The 19,181-nt window shown below is 71.9% G+C and carries 18 protein-coding genes; 4 read left to right on the top strand and 14 right to left on the bottom strand.

Annotated elements, in window-relative coordinates; translation table 11 throughout:
- Positions 1–37 precede the first annotated feature (37 nt).
- Entirely contained in the window at positions 38–1,342 is a 1,305-nt protein-coding gene (locus LXN01_RS10800; protein ID WP_236865004.1) for a thymidine phosphorylase, read from the bottom strand.
- 226 nt (positions 1,343–1,568) lie between these two features.
- Here LXN01_RS10800 and LXN01_RS10795 point away from each other — a divergent pair, with 226 nt between their 5' ends.
- Complete coding sequence (locus LXN01_RS10795) at positions 1,569–2,156, top strand: MarR family winged helix-turn-helix transcriptional regulator (RefSeq protein WP_236865002.1); 588 nt, start codon at positions 1,569–1,571, stop codon at positions 2,154–2,156.
- A gap of 16 nt (positions 2,157–2,172) precedes the next feature.
- Here LXN01_RS10795 and LXN01_RS10790 read toward each other — a convergent pair whose 3' ends face one another.
- The 3 genes from LXN01_RS10790 to rsmA form a co-directional block, all read right to left on the bottom strand.
- Positions 2,173–4,059: an ABC-F family ATP-binding cassette domain-containing protein gene (locus tag LXN01_RS10790; protein ID WP_236865000.1), complete on the bottom strand. Its 1,887-nt coding sequence runs from the start codon at positions 4,057–4,059 to the stop codon at positions 2,173–2,175.
- Positions 4,060–4,154: 95 nt separating this feature from the next.
- Positions 4,155–5,141 (bottom strand): 4-(cytidine 5'-diphospho)-2-C-methyl-D-erythritol kinase, encoded by a 987-nt coding sequence (locus LXN01_RS10785; RefSeq protein WP_236864999.1) that lies wholly within the window; start codon positions 5,139–5,141, stop codon positions 4,155–4,157.
- Complete coding sequence (rsmA, locus tag LXN01_RS10780; protein WP_236864992.1) at positions 5,138–5,977, bottom strand: 16S rRNA (adenine(1518)-N(6)/adenine(1519)-N(6))-dimethyltransferase RsmA; 840 nt, start codon at positions 5,975–5,977, stop codon at positions 5,138–5,140. The genes LXN01_RS10785 and rsmA overlap by 4 nt, the downstream gene beginning before the upstream one ends.
- 84 nt (positions 5,978–6,061) lie before the next feature.
- Here rsmA and LXN01_RS10775 point away from each other — a divergent pair, with 84 nt between their 5' ends.
- Positions 6,062–7,279 (top strand): class I SAM-dependent methyltransferase, encoded by a 1,218-nt coding sequence (locus LXN01_RS10775; RefSeq protein ID WP_236864990.1) that lies wholly within the window; start codon positions 6,062–6,064, stop codon positions 7,277–7,279.
- 125 nt (positions 7,280–7,404) lie between these two features.
- On the top strand, positions 7,405–8,247 hold the full coding sequence (locus tag LXN01_RS10770) for a sulfurtransferase (RefSeq protein ID WP_236864988.1): 843 nt from the start codon (positions 7,405–7,407) through the stop codon (positions 8,245–8,247).
- Positions 8,248–8,255: 8 nt separating this feature from the next.
- Here LXN01_RS10770 and LXN01_RS10765 read toward each other — a convergent pair whose 3' ends face one another.
- Positions 8,256–9,908 (bottom strand): glycoside hydrolase family 3 protein, encoded by a 1,653-nt coding sequence (locus LXN01_RS10765; RefSeq protein WP_236864985.1) that lies wholly within the window; start codon positions 9,906–9,908, stop codon positions 8,256–8,258.
- On the opposite strand from LXN01_RS10765, the gene LXN01_RS10760 reads away from it, so the two are divergent.
- Complete coding sequence (locus tag LXN01_RS10760; RefSeq protein ID WP_236864983.1) at positions 9,907–11,031, top strand: glutamate--cysteine ligase; 1,125 nt, start codon at positions 9,907–9,909, stop codon at positions 11,029–11,031. The genes LXN01_RS10765 and LXN01_RS10760 overlap by 2 nt on opposite strands.
- A 37-nt stretch (positions 11,032–11,068) precedes the next feature.
- Here LXN01_RS10760 and LXN01_RS10755 read toward each other — a convergent pair whose 3' ends face one another.
- From LXN01_RS10755 to LXN01_RS10715, 9 genes are all read right to left on the bottom strand, one after another.
- Entirely contained in the window at positions 11,069–11,638 is a 570-nt protein-coding gene (locus tag LXN01_RS10755) for an NUDIX domain-containing protein (protein ID WP_236864981.1), read from the bottom strand.
- The gene (gene tsaD, locus LXN01_RS10750) at positions 11,622–12,716 is read right to left on the bottom strand and encodes a tRNA (adenosine(37)-N6)-threonylcarbamoyltransferase complex transferase subunit TsaD (RefSeq protein WP_236864979.1); all 1,095 of its coding nucleotides are present in this window, start codon (positions 12,714–12,716) and stop codon (positions 11,622–11,624) included. The genes LXN01_RS10755 and tsaD overlap by 17 nt, the downstream gene beginning before the upstream one ends.
- Positions 12,713–13,291, bottom strand: a complete 579-nt coding sequence (locus LXN01_RS10745; protein WP_236864977.1) for an SRPBCC family protein — start codon at positions 13,289–13,291, stop codon at positions 12,713–12,715. Before LXN01_RS10745 ends, tsaD begins: the two co-directional genes overlap by 4 nt.
- 111 nt (positions 13,292–13,402) lie before the next feature.
- The gene (locus LXN01_RS10740; RefSeq protein WP_236864975.1) at positions 13,403–13,924 is read right to left on the bottom strand and encodes a GNAT family N-acetyltransferase; all 522 of its coding nucleotides are present in this window, start codon (positions 13,922–13,924) and stop codon (positions 13,403–13,405) included.
- Positions 13,921–14,586, bottom strand: coding sequence for a tRNA (adenosine(37)-N6)-threonylcarbamoyltransferase complex dimerization subunit type 1 TsaB (gene tsaB / locus LXN01_RS10735; protein ID WP_236864973.1), 666 nt, complete (start codon positions 14,584–14,586; stop codon positions 13,921–13,923). The genes LXN01_RS10740 and tsaB overlap by 4 nt, the downstream gene beginning before the upstream one ends.
- A complete protein-coding gene (tsaE, locus tag LXN01_RS10730; protein WP_236864971.1) occupies positions 14,583–15,113 on the bottom strand; it encodes a tRNA (adenosine(37)-N6)-threonylcarbamoyltransferase complex ATPase subunit type 1 TsaE in 531 nt (176 codons plus the stop codon). Before tsaE ends, tsaB begins: the two co-directional genes overlap by 4 nt.
- Positions 15,103–16,392, bottom strand: coding sequence for an alanine racemase (gene alr / locus LXN01_RS10725; protein WP_236864963.1), 1,290 nt, complete (start codon positions 16,390–16,392; stop codon positions 15,103–15,105). The genes tsaE and alr overlap by 11 nt, the downstream gene beginning before the upstream one ends.
- Positions 16,389–17,876, bottom strand: coding sequence for an NAD(P)H-hydrate dehydratase (locus LXN01_RS10720; RefSeq protein WP_236864961.1), 1,488 nt, complete (start codon positions 17,874–17,876; stop codon positions 16,389–16,391). Before LXN01_RS10720 ends, alr begins: the two co-directional genes overlap by 4 nt.
- The gene (locus LXN01_RS10715; protein ID WP_236864960.1) at positions 17,873–19,165 is read right to left on the bottom strand and encodes a M20 metallopeptidase family protein; all 1,293 of its coding nucleotides are present in this window, start codon (positions 19,163–19,165) and stop codon (positions 17,873–17,875) included. The genes LXN01_RS10720 and LXN01_RS10715 overlap by 4 nt, the downstream gene beginning before the upstream one ends.
- Positions 19,166–19,181: the final 16 nt, after the last annotated feature.

Below are 19,181 nucleotides of genomic sequence, written 5' to 3'. Positions count from 1 at the left end.
GAGAATCGAGGGCGGCGGGATTGCGGTGCGGTGCGAGTCAGTCGGCGATGCGGCTCAGGACGACCGAGCGCGCCGTGTCCGCGTCGGCGCCTTCTGCGGCCGGCGTGATGTCGAAGGCCTCCGCGAGCGCCTCGCGGGCGCGGGCGAACCGCTCGGACTCATCGGAGTGCAGGGTCACCAGGGGCGCCCCGGCGGTGACGGCTTCTCCCGCCTTGACATGGAGCTCGATCCCGGCGCCCGCCTGCACGGTCTCCTCCTTGCGGGCCCGGCCTGCCCCCAGCCGCCACGAGGCGATGCCGATCACCTCCGCGTCCAGCGCGGTCAGCACTCCGCTGGTCTCGGCGGTGACGACATCGGTGTCGCGAGCCTGCGGCAGGTCCGCGTCCGGGTCGCCGCCCTGCGCGGTGATCATCGCCCGCCACACGTCCATCGCGCGGCCGTCGCCCAGCGCTGCGGCGACGTCGACGTCGTCCTTCCCTGCCAGCCGGAGCATCTCGGTCGCCAGTGCCACCGTCAGCTCGACGACATCGCTCGGGCCGCCGCCGGCGAGCACCTCGACCGCCTCGCGGACTTCGAGCGCGTTCCCGACCGTCCGACCCAGCGGTGCCGACATGTCGGTGAGCAGCGCGGTGGTCCGCACGCCGGCGTCGCGCCCGAGGGCCACCATGGTGCGGGCGAGCTGCTCAGCGGAGGCGAGGTCCTTCATGAAGGCGCCCGAGCCGACCTTGACATCGAGGACCAGCGCGCCGGTGCCCTCGGCGATCTTCTTCGACATGATCGAGGAGGCGATGAGCGGGATCGACTCCACCGTCGCGGTGGTGTCCCGCAGGGCATACAGCTTGCGGTCGGCAGGCGCCAGGCCGGTGCCGGCAGCGCACACCACTGCGCCGAGGGCGTCGAGCTGGTGCATCACCTCCGCGGTGTCCAGGTCCGCCCGCCAGCCCGGGATCGACTCGAGCTTGTCGAGGGTGCCGCCGGTGTGGCCCAGCCCGCGGCCCGACAGCTGCGGCACGGCCGCGCCGAACACGGCCACCAGCGGCGTCAGCGGAAGCGTGATCTTGTCACCGACCCCACCGGTCGAGTGCTTGTCCACTGTCGGCCGCGACAGGGAGCTGAAGTCGAGGCGGTCCCCGGAGTCGATCATCGCGCGCGTCCAGTGCCCGAGTTCGGACTCGCTCATCCCGTTGAGGTAGATCGCCATCGCCAGGGCCGACATCTGCTCCTCGGCCACGACACCGCGGGTGTAGGCGTCGATCACCCAGGAGATCTGGTCGCGGTTCAGGGTGCCGCTGTCGCGTTTGGTCCGAATGATGTCGACGGCGTCGTGGGGTTCGATCGGCATGATGTCCTTTCGCTGGTGCGCGTCGGTGGGAATGCACGTGACTGCGGGAATGCGCGAGGCTGCGCCGGTTCTGCTGGGCGAGTCCGCCGCGGCTCCCACGATACTCAACAGACGTCGGAACACTACGACGCCGGCAACTCACGAAGTTGGAACAATACGACCTTCACAGGAAACTGGTACGTCGGACCAGCAGTCACGGGGGTTGCTCTGACCTATCATGTATGCCATGCTCCCTGATTCGCTTCTTGAACTCTTCGACGCCGACTCTGCCGACCTCAGTCCTGAGCAGAGGGAACGTCGTGCGCGGATCGCCTCGGTCGTCCATGCGAATCAGGTCCAGCACATGATCGCGCGCACCGCCGCCTCCCGCTTCGCCCACGCCAATCGTCTGAATCTCATCGACTTCCAGGTGCTGCAGACAGTGGTGGCCGTCGGCGACACGGGGCACACTGCGACTCCCGGCTACATCTGCCAGCAGCTGTCGCTGTCCGCGTCCACCCTGACATCGATCCTCGAGCGCCTCGCCAACCGTGGGCTCCTGCTGCGCGAACGCGACTCCGCCGACCGCCGCCGCATCTCCGTGTACTACACCGAGGAATCGGCCGCCCTCATCATGCGCTACTACCAGCAGGTCGTCGACAGCTATGAGCTGGCGCTCGGGACCCTCAGCGATGAGCACATCAGCCAGCGGATCGACTTCCTCCATGAGCTCGCGGGGGCGAATCAGCGCCTCCTCGACGCACTGGAGTCGGCCGACCCCGCCGAGCTCGCCGGTCAGGCGGCTCCCAGTTCAGCCACCACCGCTCGGCACTGACTGACCGGCTCCGCCCTCACTCGAGCTCCGCTGACAGCTCCAGCCACTCCAGTTCGAGTTCGTCCTTCTCCTCGGCGAGCTCCTGCCGGCCGGCCGCGAGCGCCGCGAGACCTTCGAAGTCGCTCTGATCGCGTGCGGCGAGGTCGGCATCCACCCTGGCGATCCGGTCCTCCAGCTTGTCGATCCGCCGGGCGACCGCCTGGACCTCCTTGGTGATCCGCCGCCGCTCGGCCGGGCTGAGCCCGTCCTCAGCCGCCTGGCCCCCACCATCCGCTCCCCCGGGTCCGCCGCCGCTGCCGCTGACGCCCGCACCGGTGCCCGCTGCTGTGCTGCCGTCGGCACCGGATCCCGTTCCCGAGGCGCCCGCACCGGCTCCGGCGCTCGTCCCGCCGGCCTTCCGCGCCTCGGCGGCCCGCTGCAGGTACTGGTCGATGCCGCCGGGCAGATGGCGCAGCCGCCCGGACAGCAGCGCGTACTGATGATCGGTGACGCGCTCCATGAAATACCGGTCGTGCGAGATGACCAGGAGCGTGCCCGGCCACGTGTCGAGCAGGTCCTCCATGGCGGCGAGCATGTCGGTGTCCATGTCATTGGTCGGCTCGTCGAGGATGAGCACGTTGGGCTCGTCGAGCAGGATGAGCAGCAGCTGCAGTCGACGCTGCTGCCCGCCCGACAGGTCCTTCACCCGCGAGGACAGCACATCGCCCAGCCCCAGCTTCTCCAGCAGCTGACTGGGGGTGAGCGCGCCGTCGGCGGTCCGGTACTCGGTGCGCTTCCGCGCCAGGATCTCCCGCACCCGGTCGTCCTGCAGGTCCTGGAGCTCGCGCAGCTGCTGGTCAAGGACCGCGATCTTCACCGTCTTGCCCTGCCGCACGCGTCCGCTGCTCGGCTCGACCGCCCCGGTGATCGTGCCGACCAGCGTCGACTTGCCGGCGCCGTTGGGGCCGAGGATGCCGAACCGATCGCCCGGGCCGATGTTCCAGTCGACGTGCTCGACCACGGGCTGATCAGCGCCGGGATACCTCACCGACACGTCCGTCAGCTCGAAGACGTCCTTGCCCAGCCGCGAGGTCGCCATCGACACCAGCTGCACGGTGTCGCGCACCGGCGGCTCCGCGGCGATCAGCTCGTTGGCGGCATCGATGCGGAACTTGGGCTTGGAGGTGCGGGCCGGGGCACCTCGGCGCAGCCAGGCCAGCTCCTTGCGCATGAGATTCTGCCGCTTCGCCTCGGCCGTGGCCGCCTGCCGGTCCCGCTCCACGCGCTGCAGGACGTACGCCGCGTAGCCGCCCTCGAAGGCGTCGACCGTCGCGTCGTGGACCTCCCACGTCATGGTCGAGACCTCGTCGAGGAACCAGCGGTCGTGGGTGACGACGAGCAGCGCGCCCTGGCCGGCCGGCCACCGGCGCTTGATGTGCTCGGCCAGCCACTGCACGCCGTCGATGTCGAGGTGGTTGGTCGGCTCGTCGAGCATCAGGATGTCCCAGTCCCCTGCCAGCAGCCGTGCCAGCGCGACACGTCTGCGCTGCCCGCCGGACAGCTCGCCCACCTGAGCGGCCAGCTCGATGTCGCCGAGCAGGCCGTTCATCACGTCCCGCACCTCGGGCTTGGACGCCCATTCGTGGTCGGCGGCATCGCCGACCACGGTGGTGCGGACGTCGAGACCGGAGTCCAGTTCGTCGGCCTGCTCGAGGAAGCCCACGCGCACACCGCCGCGGACCGTCACCCGCCCGGAGTCCGGCTCCTGGATGCCGGCCAGGATCCGCATGAGCGTGGATTTGCCGTCGCCGTTGCGGCCGACCATGCCGATGCGGTCACCGGCGTCGATGCCGAGCGTGACGTCTTCCAGGACGGTGCGGTTGGGATAGGACAGGCTGATGGACTCGCAGCCGAGAAGGTGCACGTGGTTTCCTCGATCGTCAGCAGCAGGGATGCGGCAGGGCAGAGAATTGCGCGGTTCGACGAACCAGTCTAGTCTCTGCCGCCCGTCCCGCTGCGTCAGTCCTCGGAGCGCAGGCTGACCGGTGCCTCCGCGCTCGTCATCCCGACCACGCGCGCACCGCCCGCGGGCCCGGTGGTGCGCACGACCTGGCGCACGCCGCGACTGGCTTCGAGCAGCACCGCGATCTCCAGGGCGTGAGTGTGATCGCGGGCGAGGAAGCCGATCGTCGGCCCGGAGCCGGACACCAGCGCTGCCAGGGCCCCGGCGCGCATCCCGGTCTCCATCACGTGGTCCAGGCCGGGCAGCAGGTCGACCGCGGCCGCAGTCATGTCGTTGTGGAGGGCACCGGCCAGCGCCTCCGGATCACCGCTGCTGATCGCCCGCAGCACCTCGGCGGGATCGGCCGTCTCCTCAGCTGCACCCGGTCCGGAGGGGGCATCCGCCCGCAGCTCGTCGAGGCGGCGATACACCTCGGGCGTGGACAGCCGGCCGGTCGAGGTGGCGAGCACCCAGTGGAACCGGCCCCGATGGATGACCGGATTGAGCTCGTCGCCGCGGCCGGTGCCCAGCGCGGTCCCGCCGCGCAGCGCGAAGGGCACGTCCGCCCCGAGCGAGGACGCCACCCGCCCGATGAGCTCCCGGTCGGTGCACCCGATGAGGTGGGCATAGGCCAGCAGCGCGGCCGCGGCGTCCGCGGAGCCGCCGCCCATGCCGCCCGCGACCGGAACGTTCTTCTCGATCGCCACCGTCACCGGCACCGAGGTGCCCGTCGCCTCGGCCAGCGCGAGGACGGCGGCGAGGGCCAGATTGGACTCGTCCAGCGGGACGGTGGTGTCGGCATACCGGCCGGTGAGACTCACCGCATGGGAATCGGCGACCGTCAGGGTGACGGTCTCGGAGAGGTCGAGGGACTGGAATACGGTGACGAGCTCGTGATACCCATCATCCATCTGCGGGCCGACCGCCAGGAAGACGTTGATCTTCCCGTAGGCGCGGGCGGTGACGGAGGAATAGCCGGTCGCGGGGTTGCGCGAACCCGTCATGCAGTCTCCTTCGCTCGGGCGATGGCCACGAAGTCGTCGATGTCGAGCACTTCCCCTCGGGCACGCGGATCGATTCCGGCGGCCGTCAGGATCTCCTCGGCCCGGGCGGCTCCGTGTGCCCAGCCGGCGAGCGCGGCGCGCAGCGTCTTGCGCCGCTGGGCGAAGGCGGCGTCGATGACGGCGAACACCTGTGACCGGTCGGCATCGAAGCGGTTCGGGCGGCGTTCGATCCGCACGAGCCCGGAGTCGACGTTGGGGGCGGGCCAGAACACGTTCTTGCCGACGGTGGCCACCCGGGCGACGGACCCGTACCAGCGCGCCTTGACACTCGGCACCCCGTAGACCCGGGATCCCGGCCCGGCGGCCAGCCGGTCGGCCACCTCGGCCTGCACCATGACGAGCACGGTCGTGATCGACTCGAAGGTCGCCAGGAAGTGCAGCAGCACGGGCACGGCGACGTTGTAGGGGAGATTGGCGACGAGGGCCTGCGGGCGCCCCGGCAGCTCCGACACGCGCAGCGCGTCGGCGTGGACGAGCTCGAACGGGGCGTCGTCACCGCAGCGTTCGGCGACTGTGCGGGGCAGACGCGCGGCCAGCAGGTCGTCGATCTCCACGGCGATCACCCGATGCCCGGCCTCCAGCAGGCCCAGCGTCAGCGAGCCCAGTCCGGGCCCCACCTCCGCGACAGTGCCGGCCTCCGGCAGTGCCGCCGCGTCCACGATCATGCGCACGGTGTTGGGGTCGATGACGAAGTTCTGCCCACGCTGCTTGGTGGGCCTCAGTCCGAGGTCATCGGCCAGCTCGCGGATCTCGCGCGCGTTCAACAGGGTGCTCACGTCCCCCACCCTAGACGACACCGTGCCCAGCACCAGGCCTTCGCCGGGACTCGTGCGGCGCTGCGGTTCCCGTACCCTGAGACGATGGAATCCAGCACTCTCGCCCGTCTCCTCGAGCCCGAGGTGTACGCGCGGCTCGCCGACATCGAGTACCGCCCGGCCGACGAGCTGGCCCTGGCATCGCGACTGCGCAAGTCGGGACTCGATCCCGACACGGCGGCGGCGCTGGTGTCCCAGGCGGCGCTGCGGTTGGCGGCGGCGGAGAAGTTCGGCCCCTTCGCCGCCGGCATGCTCTTCACCCGCGACGGCCTGGCGCAGGCCACCCGGCTGCCGGTCGCCGCCCACCACGCACAGCGCATGCTCGCCTCCGATCCGCAGGTCATCGCCGACCTCGGCTGCGGGCTGGGTGCCGACACGATGGCCTTCGCCGGGCTCGGCGGCACCGTCGAGGCGGTGGAGGCCGACGAGGTGACCGCCGCGATCGCGACGTTCAACCTGCGCAGCCTGGACACGGTCACCGTCACCCATGGGCGGGCCGAGGACTACGACCTGACCCGCGCCTCTGCGCTGTGGCTGGACCCGGCCCGGCGCACCTCGCGCGCGGACGCCCGCGGCAATGCGACCCGCATCTCCGATCCCGAGGCGTTCTCCCCCTCGCTGTCCTGGGCCTTCACCGCCGCCGAGCAGGTGCCGGCCACCGGGATCAAGCTCGGCCCCGCGCTCGACCACGAGCTCGTGCCGCCGGGCTGGGAGGCCCAGTGGGTCTCGCACGACGGCGACGTCGTCGAGGTCGCGCTCTATCACGGTGAAGCCCGGCAGGAGGCCGGTCGCAACGCGCTGGTGCTCGGCGCGGACCGGGCCGTGCGGGTCCACGAGTCCGAGGTGCCGGCCGAGGACGAGGACCGGATCGGTGAGCTGGGCGATTTCCTGTTCGAACCCGACGGGGCGCTGGTGCGTGCCGGGCTCGTCACGGCCCTGTGCGCGCCCCTGGGAGCGCGGCGGATCTCCAAGCCGATCGCCTACCTCACCGGGGACCGGCTGCCCGGCGGTGCCGGTCGTGCGCTGGTGCGGTCCTTCCGGATCCGCGACGTGCTCCCGGCGGGGCTCAAGCCGCTGCGGCGCGCACTGGTGGAGCGCGGCGTCGGCAAGGTCGTCATCAAGAAGCGCGGCGCCGACATCGTGCCGGACACCGTCCGCCGCCGCCTGAAGCTGCCGCCCGGCGAGCAGGCGACGCTCGTGTTCACCCGCCTGGGCGAGGATCACGTGGTGCTGCTCGTCGACGAGGTCACCGACGCGGCGTGACTGCGGCATCGCTCGAAGGGCGCCTGCCGGAGGCCGCCGACCTCGTCGAGGGTTCCCTGCCGGGAGTTGCCGCCTGCGCTGACAGGAGTACCGTCGGAATCACCGACCGCTGCGAAAGGATGCCCATGGCACGCGAAGACCACCTCATCAGCGTCGAACGGCTGGCCCGGGAGCAGATGAGCGCCGCCCCTCCCGTCCTCCTCGACGTCCGCTGGACGCTGGAGAAGCCCGACGGCCGCGACGACTACGACGCCGGCCACATCCCCGGTGCCCTCTACGTCTCCCTCGGTGAACAGCTCGCCGACAGCAGCTCGACCGACCCGACCGCCGGGCGCCACCCGCTGCCCGACCCCGTGCACTTCGAGCGCACGATCCGGCGCTGGGGCATCGACGCCGGCACCCCGGTCGTGGTCTACGACGATGTCGCCGGAATGGGCGCCGCCCGCGCCTGGTGGCTGCTGCGCTGGGCGGGAGTGGGCAACGTGCGCGTCCTCGACGGCGGCTTCTCCGCCTGGCAGGCCGCCGGGCACGAGGTCAGCACGGAGGCACCCGAGGCGCCCGCCCCCAGCGAGTTCGAGATCGTCCCCGATTCGCTGCCCACGCTCGACGCCGATGCGGCCGCCGCCCTGACGGGGACCGGCACCGTCCTCGACGCCCGGTCCCGAGAGCGCTTCCGCGGGGACACCGAGCCGCTCGATCCTCAGGCCGGCCACATTCCCGGCGCTGCGAGCGCTCCCGCCTCCGACAATGTCCGGGATGGGTTCTTCAAGCCCGAGGACGAGCTGCGCGAGCAGTTCGCGGCCCTGGGTGCTCTCGACGGCGAGGTCGGGGTCTACTGCGGTTCGGGCGTGAGCGCCTGCCACGACGCGCTGGCCCTGGCCACCCTCGGCGTGGAGAGCTCCCTCTACCCGGCGAGCTGGTCCGGCTGGTCGAACGACCCGCAGCGCCCGGTGGCCACCGGCGACTGAGAACCGCCTCAGTCGCAGCCGGGCGGCCGGGCGCCGGCGACGTCGACCGGCAGGGAACCGCCGGCCTCCGCCTCGCCGCGGAGGTAGCGGGCCACCGCGGCGAACCCTGCGGCGTAGTCGTCGTAGGTCACCAGCACCGTGTCCGCCCCCGTGCCGGCCGCCCGCCACGGGCCGTCGGTCGCGATGAGGACATCACTGCTCCCGCCGTCGATCCCGACGCTGAGACCGGCATCGGGGTCGATCTGCAGACCTGCGGACTCGGCGGCTGCGGTGAAGACGGCGACATCCTCTGCGTCCGCCCCGCTCAGCGCGATCTCCTCGACCGGCTCCGGGAAGGAGCACTCGCCGGCGAGCACCGTGAGCGACTCCTCCGCGAAGGACGAGACCCGGTGCGCGGCGTCGTCGACGGTCACCGCCAGCCCGGAGGCATCTTCCTGCCACAGCTGCATGGCCACCACCCGTTCGGCGGCCTCGACGAGCCGTTCGCGCGGCAGCTCGCCGGAGTCGAGCGCCTCCTGCAGCGCCGTCACCGAGGCGCCGGCGTCCGGCGGCAGCAGCGCGAGATCGGCGCCGGCCCGGATCGCCTCGACCGTCTCCGCACCCGCGGCTCGCGTGGTCACGGCGCCCATGTTGAGCGCGTCGGTGACGACCACGCCGTCGTAGTCCAGCCGGTCGCGCAGCTCCGAGTACGCCTCCGGGTTGAGGGTGGCGGGAGTCGTCTCCGCGCCCGGCAGTCCGATGTGGCCCATCATGATCATCGGCACGTCCGCCTCGACGGCGGCGGCGAACGGGACGAGGTCGCGGTCGGCCATGTCGGCGATCGAGGAGTCCGAGACCGGCAGCGTCTCGTGGGAGTCCGCGGCCAGTGCGCCGTGTCCGGGGAAGTGCTTGGCGGAGGAGGCGAGACCTGCGTCGGTGTAGCCGGCGACGGCCCCCTCGACGGTGCGGGCGACGAGCTCCGGGTCCGCGCCCGCCGAGCGCACGTTGATGGCGGGATCACCGGCCCCGATCGTGACGTCGGCGACGGGGGCGAAATCGGCGGTGAAGCCGAGGGCGCGCAGGTCGGCGCCCTGCGCCTGGGTGACGGAGGTCGTCAGCGCCGCATCGTCGGCGGCGCCGTGGGCCATGAGCGGCGGCAGGTCGAGCGCGGCGGTGCTCAGCCGCGACACCGGCCCGCCCTCCTGGTCCACCCCGAGGAAGACCCGCCATCCCCGGTCCGCACCGGAATCGGCGAGCGTCCGGGTGACTGCGCGGACATCCTCCGGGGTGGGCGCCTCGGGCAGGTTGTAGGCCATGACGATGGCGCCGGCCAGCTGGTGGTCCCGGACCATGGCGGCTCCGAGCTCGGGGTCGGTTCCGTCGTAGGAGCCGACCACGACCGCCCCGGCCAGCGCCGCGTCGTCCAGCTGCGCGACGAGGTCGGCGGCGAGCTCCCGGAAGTCCGCGACCCGGCCGATCCGGTCCGGCTGGTCGGCGCCCGGGCCGACCGTGCCCGCGGTCTCGCTCGAAGCGGCGTCGCCGGCCCGCGCGTCGGCATCGGAGCCGGCACCGGGGGTGCAGGCGGTGAGCGCGAGGGCGAGGGCTGCGAGCAGGGCGGGAAAGCGCATAGCCGCCATCGTACCGACCGAGCCGTGGGTGGGGCTGACGTAGGATTGCGGCATGGTTGACTTCGCTCACTCCGAGCGCTCCACGCTTGGTGTGGAGTGGGAGCTCGCCCTCGTGGACTCGTCGAGCCTGGACCTGGTCCCGCGGGCCGGTGAGGTCCTGGACGCCGTCTCCCGGATGCCGGAGCTGGAAGGCCGCGTCGTGGGCGAGATGCTGACGAACACCGTGGAGGTGGTCACCGGCGTCCACCGCACCGTGAGCGGGATCCGACGCGAGATCCTCGACATCGTCGGCCGGCTGCGCACGATCACCGACCAGCTCGGCATCTCCCTGATGTGCGCCGGCACCCACCCGTTCTCGCGCTGGGTCGACCAGGAGGTCACGGACAAGGAGCGCTACGCCGAGCTCATCAACCGCACCCAGTGGTGGGGCCGGCACATGCTGATCTTCGGCGTCCACACCCACGTGGGGATCGATCACCGCGACAAGGTGCTGCCGATCCTCAGCGCGCTGCTGGCCTATGTGCCTCATCTGCAGGCCGTGAGCGCCTCCTCACCCTTCTGGGACGCGAACGACACCGGCTACGCCTCCAACCGCGCGATGCTCTTCCAGCAGCTGCCCACTGCGGGGCTGCCCTACCAGTTCGACACCTGGGCCGACTACGAGCGCTACACCGACGACATGCTCACCACCGGCGTGATCGATCAGATCAACGAGATCCGCTGGGACATCCGCCCGGCACCGAATTGGGGCACCATCGAGGTTCGCGTGTGCGACGGGATGCCCACGATCGCCGAGGTCGCCGCGGTGACCGCGTTCGTCCAGTGCCTGGTCGACGACTTCTCCGCCCGGCTCGACGCCGGGGAGACGCTGCCGCGGATGCCCGACTGGTTCCACTTCGAGAACAAGTGGCGCGCCGCCCGCTACGGGATGGAGGCGATCATCATCGAGAACGCCGAGGCGCGTGAGCGGCTGGTGACCACGGTGCTCGCCGAGGAGGTCGAGCGCCTGCGGCCGGTCGCGCAGCGGCTGGGCTGCGCCGCCGAGCTCGAGGACATGCTCCGGTTCGCCGAGGCGGGGGCCAGCTACCAGCGCCAGCGCGCCTGCCTGGCCGCCGGCGGCGACCTCCGGGCCGTCGCCCGGCAGCTGGTCGGCGAGTTCGCCGCCGAGAGCTTCTGATCAGTCTTCGAGCGCTGCCTGATCGAGCGCTGCCTGATCAGCCTTCGAGCACCGCGCGCAGCTGCGGCCAGGCGGCGCCGAAGCCCGGGTGCAGCGGGTAGTCCGCCACCTTCTCCAGCGGCACCCATTCCAGTGCCACGCTCTCGATGTCGGCCACGTACTCCTCCAGGTGGCGGGTGGCCCGGGCGATCACGGTGGTGTAGCTCCAGCCGGTCTTCTGCAGCACGTGGGTGTCGAGGATCTCGATGCCACCGCCGTCGGGGTCCGGCACCCCCGCCTCCTCGTGGCATTCCCGGATCGCGCCCTCGAGCGGGGTCTCGTTCGCGTCGATCGCCCCGCCGGGCACTCCCCAGGTCCCTCCCTGTGCCGACCACGGCACCCGGTGCTGAAGGAGCACTCCGCGCTGCGGGTCGTGGATGAGCAGTCCGGCGGCTCCGTAGCGGCCCCAGTAGCGGCCGTCCGGGGTGTCCACCCACCCGTCGCCGGACCTGCGATTGCGGCGCAGCACCTCGAGCGGGGGCTTCTGGTGGCGCAGGCTCTCCGCCGGGCCGCCGGCAGGGCTCGCCGAGCTCAGACCGGTCGTGCGGGGATCAGGCGATGAGGACATCGTGGGCCTCCAGCGATGAGGTGACACCGAACTCGAACGGTGAGGGTGCGATCCCGCGGCGGACGATCTCCGCGCCGAGCGCGGCGACCATCGCGCCGTTGTCGGTGCACAGCTGCAGCGGCGGGATCCGCAGGGTGATGCCGGCGGTCTGGCAGCGTTCGGTGAGCCGCCGGCGCAGCCGGGAGTTGGCGGCGACTCCTCCGCCGAGCAGCACGTGGCCGATCCCGCTGTCCGCGCAGGCCAGCAGCGTCTTGGTGACGAGAACGTCGACGACGGCCTCCTCGAAGCTCGCTGCGACATCGGCCAGCCGCGCGCTGCCGGGGTTTCGCTCGGCCGCGGTGACGTAGCGCAGGGCTGCGGTCTTGAGCCCGGAGAAGGAGAAGGAGTAGCGGCGCTCGGGGTCGCGCATGTCCTTGGCGGTGCTCAGCCCGCGGGGGAAGCGGACGGCCTGCGGGTCGCCCGGTGCTCCCGACTCGTCGAACTGTCCGGCGGCGGCCCTGGAGATGTTGGGCCCGCCGGGGTAGTCGAGCCCGAGCAGGCGAGCGGTCTTGTCGAACGCCTCGCCGGCCGCGTCGTCGATCGTGGCGCCGAGGAGTTCGATGTCGTCGACGATGTCGCCGATCCGGAGAATCTCCGTGTGCCCCCCGGACACGAGCAGCGCGATCGTCGGGGTGTGGAGACCTGGCGAGTCCGGGGCCACGAGGTCGACCGCCACGTGCGCGGCGAGGTGGTTGATGCCGTAGAGGGGCTTGCCGGTGGCTGCGGCCAACCCCTTGGCGGCACTGACTCCCACCATGAGCGCGCCGGACAGGCCCGGCCCGGCCGTCACGGCGATCGCGTCGAGGTCGGGCAACGTCACCTCGGCCTCGTCCAGGGCCCGGGAGATTGCGGGCCCGATGGACTGCACATGGGCGCGGCTGGCGACCTCGGGCACCACCCCGCCGAAGCGCACGTGCTCGTCCATCGAGGAGGCGATGGTGTTCGTCAGGAGGCTCGTGCCGCGCACGATGCCGACTCCCGTCTCGTCGCAGGACGTCTCGATGCCCAGGACCAGCGGTCCGGACCGGGTGGCGGTCATCGGCTTCCCTCCCCCGCGCCGTCGGCCTCCGCGTCCGGTTCGGCGGCGTCGGATACGGCGGCTTCGGGTTCGGCGGTGTCGGTTTCGGCGCCGTAGGCGGCGTCGTCCCTGGCCTGCGCTGCGAGCTCCTCGTAGCGTGCGTAGAGCTCATGCTCGCGGATGTCCGTCTGCTGCTCTCCGAGGACTTCGCACAGCAGGCGCAGGTGGGTCTCCCACACCGGGCCGACCTCGGCCAGGATGTCCGCGGCCTCCTCCACGGTGGCGAAGGTGTGGGTCACGGTGACGCGCGTCCCGTCCTCGAGCTCCTTGAGGCTCAGGCCCAGCTGACCGAGGGCCTCGAAGGCCAGCAGCACATGGGCGTCCTCCTGGCAGACCAGGAGTTCCGCAGGCAGCGCATCGTCCTCGAAGTCGAAGACGATCCGGTCCTCGTCCGATCTGCTGAACGGAGCGAACCATTCGGCGCAGGCGTCGGGGTCGGCGATGTGCTGCCAGATCTCGTGCGGGGTGCGCGACACCCGGGCGTCGAGGACGAGGTCGGTGCCGCTCTCCCAGGTGATGATCGACGCCTGGATCATCGGGCCGCCACCGCTGCGCGTGCAGCACCCGCAGCCGGCACGGACGGGACGGTCGGCTGGACGAGCCGGTGAACCGGCGACGCGGTGAGTGTCATGCCGTCAGGCTATCAATCACGCCTGGGTCCCGTGGGTGAGGAAGGCGCGCATCACGACGGCGTCCGCGCCGTGGTAGTAGCCGCGACGCCGGCCGAGCTCGGTGAAGCCGTAGGACTCGTAGAGGCGGAGGGCGACGGCGTTGTCGCTGCGCACGTCGAGGTGGATCACCTCGCAGCCGTGGTGGCGCGCCCGGGCCAGCAGGTGGTCGAGCAGCGCCGTGCCCACTCCCTGTCCGCGCACGGCCGGGTGTGAGGCGATGGTGAGGATGTCCGACTGCGGACCGGAGACCGCCAGCCCCGCGAAGCCGATGATCACCGGTTCATGGTCCTCGCTGCCCGGCTGCGCTTCCCCGCGCTCGGCTCGCAGGAGCTCGCTCCCCGGCTGCTCGTCCTCGACCACCGTGAACTCATGCCCGGGGGCGGCCATCACACTCCAGAAGAACGCCTCGGTCCACGCGTCGGCACCGAAGATCTCCGCGTCGAGGCCGGCCACCTGACGGATGTCGAACCAGCGCATCCGGCGCAGCTGCCGGCTCATCGCAGACTCGTCGTGGTGGGGGCGGCCGGCTTGGCGTCGGGTGCCCGGAGGTAGAGCGGCGTGGTCGGCAGCAGCTCCCTGCCCGCGGTCAGCATCCTTACCGCGACCCGGCCCAGATCTGCCGCAGTGGTCTCCAGGTCGGCGGGTTCGTCGCCGACGGGTGCCCCGAGCAGTTCGGGGTAGAGCGCGAATCCGCGCCCGTACCGGCGCGCGCGCTGCGCTCCGAGCGCGGCGGGAGCGGACACCTCGGGACCGGCCGCGACGACGGGGACGCCGGCGGAATCCAGACCGGAGTAGCGGGTCCAGTAGACCTCCTTGCGCCGGGCGTCGGTGGCGACGACGACCTCCCCGGTGGGATCCGCTTCGAACGCGCGCAGGGCCAGACCGTGATGGCTGGGCAGTCCGTGCACCGGGATATCCCGGCCCAGGCCGTACCCGATCGCGGTTGCAATGCCCGCCCGCAGCCCGGTGAAGGGTCCGGGCCCCACGCCGACGACGGCCAGTTGCGGCGCGGGCTGTCCAGCGAGCAGCTCCGCGAGCGCCGGGCCGAGGTGCTCGGCGTGCTTCCGCACGGAGAATTCCGTCCAGTCGGCCAGCACGATGTCATCGTCGAGCAGGGCAGCGCTCGCCGCGGCCGAGGTGTCCAGGGCCAGGATGATCATGTGGGCTCCTTCCAGTCGGCCAGGACGGGCAGCCGGGTCTCCCAGCCGGCGCCGGCGGCATCGAGGATGAGCCGGCGTGATTCGTCCTCCGGCACGTCCGGGTCACCATCGCCGGCCTGCTCCCCCGCAGCGTCCTCGAATGCTCGGAGCAGGGTGATCTCCAACCGGTCGGACGAGAGCTGTTCGGCCATGCCGTGGCCCCATTCGACGACGGTCACGGATTCGGCGAGGTCGGATTCGAGGTCGAGATCGGCGAATTCGGCGGCGTCGCCCAATCGGTACGCGTCGACATGGATGAGACCCGGTCCGTCGCCGGCCGACCGGTGCTCCCGAGCGATCACGAACGTCGGCGACGACACCCGCCCGGTGACGCCCAGCGCCCTGCCGAGGAACTGGGTCAGGGTCGTCTTCCCCGCGCCCAGATCACCGGTGAGGATGATGAGGTCACCGGGACGCAGCACGGCTGCCAGCACCCGAGCGAAGTCCTCCATCGCCGCCAGATCGGTGATCTGCAGCTCAGCTCGCATTCGGGTCTCCCGCCGTCGGTTCAGCTGCCGTCGGTGGTTCTGGCGCCGATGGTCCCGCCGTCTGCCCAGCTGCCGCCGGCGCTCCAACCGGCACGCGGGCCACGCGCGGACCGATGCGGGTGACGACCTCGTAGTTGATCGAGTTCGCCCAGGCGCCCCATTCCTCGGCGCTCGGCCCGGTGATCCCATCGCCGAGAATCACGGCCTCGTCGCCGATCTCCACCTGCGCGTCGCCGATGTCGAGGATCATCTGATCCATCGCGATCCGGCCGACCACCGGGAGACGTCGACCGCGCACCGTGACCTCGGCGCGCCCGGAGGCGGCGCGCGGGATGCCGTCCGCGTAGCCGCCGGCGACCAGCGCGAAGCGGGTGTCCCGTTCGGCGCGGTACTGAAGGCCATAGGAGGCGCCGTGGCCGGCGGGGACGGCCTTGACCGTGAGCACGCGCGATCTCACCGTCATGACCGGTCGGAGGCCGAGCTCCGAGGCCGCGGTGCCCTCGAACGGGCTCAGCCCGTAGAGGCTCAGCCCCACCCGCGCCATGCTGCCGGGCACCGGGTCGAGCGAGAGCGCGGCGGGCGAGTTCGCGGCATGGACGATCAGCGCATCCGGGTTGCCCAGTGCCGGCCGGCGACCGAGGAGGTCGCGCACCATCCGCACCGCTGCGTCGAACTTCGCGAGCTGCTCCGCGGTCGCGGCGTCGGAGGGGACGTCGGCGGTGGCCAGGTGCGTCATGATTCCGACGATCTCGATGCCGCCGGGCGCGGCAGCGGCGGTGCGCTCGAGCTCCGGAATCACGGCGCGCAGCTGTCGGGCAGTCAAGCCGTTGCGACCGAGCCCGGTGTCGACCTTGACGTGGATCCGCGCAGCTCTCCCGGCGGCCTGGGCGGCAGCGGCGAGCTGACCGAGTGCCGGCGGATTCGTCAGCCCGATCTCGATGCCGCGGCGAACGCTCTCGCGAAGATCGGTGTCGGAGTCGAACAGCCAGCACAGGACGCGTTCTCGGCGGACGGCCGGATCAGTGCCGAGCAGGTCGGTGAGCTGGAGCGCCTCCGGCACGGTCGCGACTCCGAGGTCGGTGATGCCGGCCGCTCGGCATGCGCGAACCGCGGTGGCGATCCCGTGGCCGTAGGCGTCGGCCTTGAGCACGCACATCAGTGCTGCCGGAGCGATCCGGGCGGCGATCGTGCGGATGTTGTGGACGAGGGCCGCGGAGTCGATCTCCGCGCGGACCACGGTGCCGGGATAGCACGTGACCGGTGGGACCGTGCCGCTCACGGTCGACGCTCGCCGAGCTCCAGGACGAGCTCCTCGATCACCGCGGGCAGTCCGGAGGCGTGCGTGGTGTGGCGCCCGGCCAGCCCGTGGAGCAGGACCGCGAGCCCGGCCAGCCGCGCCAGGTCGATGCGGTGCGCTTCCGCAAGGTCGCCGGCGGTGGTCGCCAGCAGGGCGCCGAGGATGCCGGTGAGCACATCGCCGGTGCCGGCGGTGGCCAGATTCGCCGGACCGGGAGGCGGCGCGACGACTGTTCCGTCGGGGCGGGCGATGACCGTCCGGTTGCCCTTGAGCACGACGACCGCGCCCAGCGCCTCGGCCGCCCGCACCGCGTGCGTCACCGGCTGCGCCTCGACCGCGGCGCGGTCCGGACCGCCCGTGGTGAGTCGGCCGAGCAGGCCGACGAGCTCACCGGCATGCGGCGTGACGATCGTGCTCGTCTCCAGCGGGCGGGTGATGAGTCGGAGGCCGGCGGCGTCGATGACCACCGGCAGCGACCGGTTCTCCGCGTCCACCAGTGCCCGGCGCATCTCCAGCGAGTCCGGCGCTCCCGGGCCCAGTGCCCAGGCCTGGACTCGCCCGGGTTCGGTCACGGTCTCCGGGTGCCGCTCGAGCACGGCGGCTTCCACGGTGGCGGGCGCCAGCAGGCGCAGCATCCCCAGCCCCGCGGACACCGCGCCGGCCGCCGCGAGCACTCCGGCGCCGGGATAGCGCTGGGAGCCGGCGACCAGGCCGAGCACTCCGCGGGAGTACTTGTGCATGTGCGGCTGCGGCAGCGGCCACAGGTCGACCAGGTCGGCGGGCTCGGGCGCCTCCACGGCGGGGATCACGTCCTCGAAGTCGAGGCCGATGTCGATGAGCGTGATCTCACCCGCGGCCTCGGCCCCGCCGGGCAGCAGGAGTCCGGCCTTGTGCGCACCGAAGGTCACGGTGTGATCAGCGCGCACGGACACCTCCCCAGTGGTTCCGGTCGAGGCGTCGACGCCCGTCGGGACGTCGACGGCGACCACCAGCTGGTCGGCGCGCGATCCCGTGCCCGAGGCGGCCTGCCAGTCGGTGATCAGCGAGGACAGTGCCTCCGGGAGTCCCGGCTTGGCGCCGGTGCCGAATACGCCGTCGATCACCAGGTCGGCTGCCCGCAGCGCGGCGAGGGCAGCCGGCCCGAGGGGTTCGACCTCTCCCCCGGCCGCGCGCAGCGCGCTGACGCCGGCGGCGAACGGACGGGAGAACACGTCGACGGCGGTGACGGCGGCACCGCGGGAGGCGAGGTCGGCACCTGCGAACAGCGCGTCCCCACCGTTCTTGCCCGAGCCGGCGAGGACGACCACGCGGCGGCCTGCGATCTGCCCATGGTGCCCGGTGAGCAGCTCGCGGCAGACGCGGGCGAGCCCGGCGGCCGCGGTGCGCATCAGCGGGTCGAGCTGACCGGCGTCGAGCAGCGGCTGCTCGGCCGCGCGGACGGCGTCGGCGGTGTATCCGAGCTTCATCCGCTCACCTCCGTCGTGGGGCGGCCCGCCCGCGCGGAGTGCGCTGCCGCCCGAGCGCCGACTTCCTGGACCGAGCGGGCGGAGGATTCGCGGGCGAGCCGGCGCGCGGCCAGGTGTGCGAGGAAGAGCGCGTGATCGGCCAGGCCGTCATCGCTGTGGCGGGCCCGCGGTGAGTGGTTGGAGTCCTGCTCCTCCGGCACGGTGCCCGGCATGGCGACACCCAGGTGTCCGTAGGAGCCGGGGACCGCGCGCAGGATGTGGGAGAAGTCCTCCGACCCTGCCTTCGGATAGTCGATCCGCCGGGCCCGGTCGTCGCCGAACAGCTCCCCATAGGTCTCCAGGTAGAACGCGTTCTCGGTCGGGTCGTTGACCGTGGGCGGCAGCGCGTTCTCGTACTCGACGTCAGCGGACAGGCCGTGGGCGGCGGCGAGCGTCGACACGAGGCGGGGCAGCTCCTGCTCGGCTCGAGCGGTGGTGACCTCGGAGAAGGTGCGAACGCCGACGACCAGCTGCGCGGTGTCGGGCATGATGTTGGGGGCCGTGCCCGCGTTGAACTGGCCGACCGTGACCACGATCGGGTCGAAGACGTCGAATCTGCGGGTGGCGTACTCCTGGAGCTGGCCGACGACCGCCGCGCCGGTCTGGATGGGGTCCATGCCCGTGTGCGGGCGGGACGCGTGGCCGCCCTTGCCCCGGATGGTGATGTACATCCGGCTGAATGCGGACATGTACGGCCCCGGCCTGGTCGAGAGCACGCCGAGCTCCTGGTCCGCGGACACGTGCACACCGTACGCCGCGACCACCTGGGACCCGGCGGCCTCCAGCAGTCCCTCCTCCAGCATGAGGGGGGCGCCGTCGCCGGTCTCCTCGCCGGGCTGGAACATGAAGACGACATCGCCTTCGAGGTCCTCCCGGCAGTCGTGGAGGAGTCGGAGCGCACCGACCAGGCCGGCCGTATGCAGGTCATGCCCGCAGGCGTGCATCGCGCCGGTTTCGGAGGCGAAGTCGAAGCCGGTGGCCTCCGCGACGGGCAGGGCGTCCATGTCGGCGCGCAGCAGCACGGCTGCTGCCCCGGTCGCGGGGCGGCGCCCACCGCGCAGCACCACCGTCAGCGAGCTCAGACCCGTCCCCCGGATGATCTCCACGTCCAGTCCGGACAGCGCCTGCTCGACCCGCCGCTGAGTGGCCGGCAGCTGCAGTCCGGTCTCCGGTTCACGGTGCAGTTCGCGCCGCAATCGCCGCAGTTCGGGCAGGAGAGTTCGGGCGTCGTCGTGGGTGGGTGAGGTCATGGGCCAAGCCTAACGG

This window comes from Brevibacterium daeguense (genome assembly GCF_021729135.1).
Classification (GTDB): Bacteria; Actinomycetota; Actinomycetes; order Actinomycetales; family Brevibacteriaceae; genus Brevibacterium; species Brevibacterium daeguense.
Note: the sequence above shows the minus strand (reverse complement) of the source record. Positions and strands in the feature narration are given on the sequence as shown.

Bases quoted from the DNA above. Each gene is read 5' to 3' on its own strand.
- LXN01_RS10800 (WP_236865004.1), bottom strand. From the start codon at position 1,342: ATGCCGATCGAACCCCACGACGCCGTCGACATCATTCGGACCAAACGC.
- LXN01_RS10795 (WP_236865002.1), top strand. From the start codon at position 1,569: ATGCTCCCTGATTCGCTTCTTGAACTCTTCGACGCCGACTCTGCCGAC.
- LXN01_RS10785 (WP_236864999.1), bottom strand. From the start codon at position 5,141: ATGACGGGTTCGCGCAACCCCGCGACCGGCTATTCCTCCGTCACCGCC.
- LXN01_RS10775 (WP_236864990.1), top strand. From the start codon at position 6,062: ATGGAATCCAGCACTCTCGCCCGTCTCCTCGAGCCCGAGGTGTACGCG.
- LXN01_RS10770 (WP_236864988.1), top strand. From the start codon at position 7,405: ATGGCACGCGAAGACCACCTCATCAGCGTCGAACGGCTGGCCCGGGAG.
- LXN01_RS10760 (WP_236864983.1), top strand. From the start codon at position 9,907: ATGGTTGACTTCGCTCACTCCGAGCGCTCCACGCTTGGTGTGGAGTGG.
- LXN01_RS10765 (WP_236864985.1), bottom strand. From the start codon at position 9,908: ATGCCGCAATCCTACGTCAGCCCCACCCACGGCTCGGTCGGTACGATG.
- LXN01_RS10755 (WP_236864981.1), bottom strand. From the start codon at position 11,638: ATGTCCTCATCGCCTGATCCCCGCACGACCGGTCTGAGCTCGGCGAGC.
- tsaD (WP_236864979.1), bottom strand. From the start codon at position 12,716: ATGACCGCCACCCGGTCCGGACCGCTGGTCCTGGGCATCGAGACGTCC.
- LXN01_RS10745 (WP_236864977.1), bottom strand. From the start codon at position 13,291: ATGATCCAGGCGTCGATCATCACCTGGGAGAGCGGCACCGACCTCGTC.
- LXN01_RS10740 (WP_236864975.1), bottom strand. From the start codon at position 13,924: ATGAGCCGGCAGCTGCGCCGGATGCGCTGGTTCGACATCCGTCAGGTG.
- tsaB (WP_236864973.1), bottom strand. From the start codon at position 14,586: ATGATCATCCTGGCCCTGGACACCTCGGCCGCGGCGAGCGCTGCCCTG.
- tsaE (WP_236864971.1), bottom strand. From the start codon at position 15,113: ATGCGAGCTGAGCTGCAGATCACCGATCTGGCGGCGATGGAGGACTTC.
- LXN01_RS10720 (WP_236864961.1), bottom strand. From the start codon at position 17,876: ATGAAGCTCGGATACACCGCCGACGCCGTCCGCGCGGCCGAGCAGCCG.
- LXN01_RS10715 (WP_236864960.1), bottom strand. From the start codon at position 19,165: ATGACCTCACCCACCCACGACGACGCCCGAACTCTCCTGCCCGAACTG.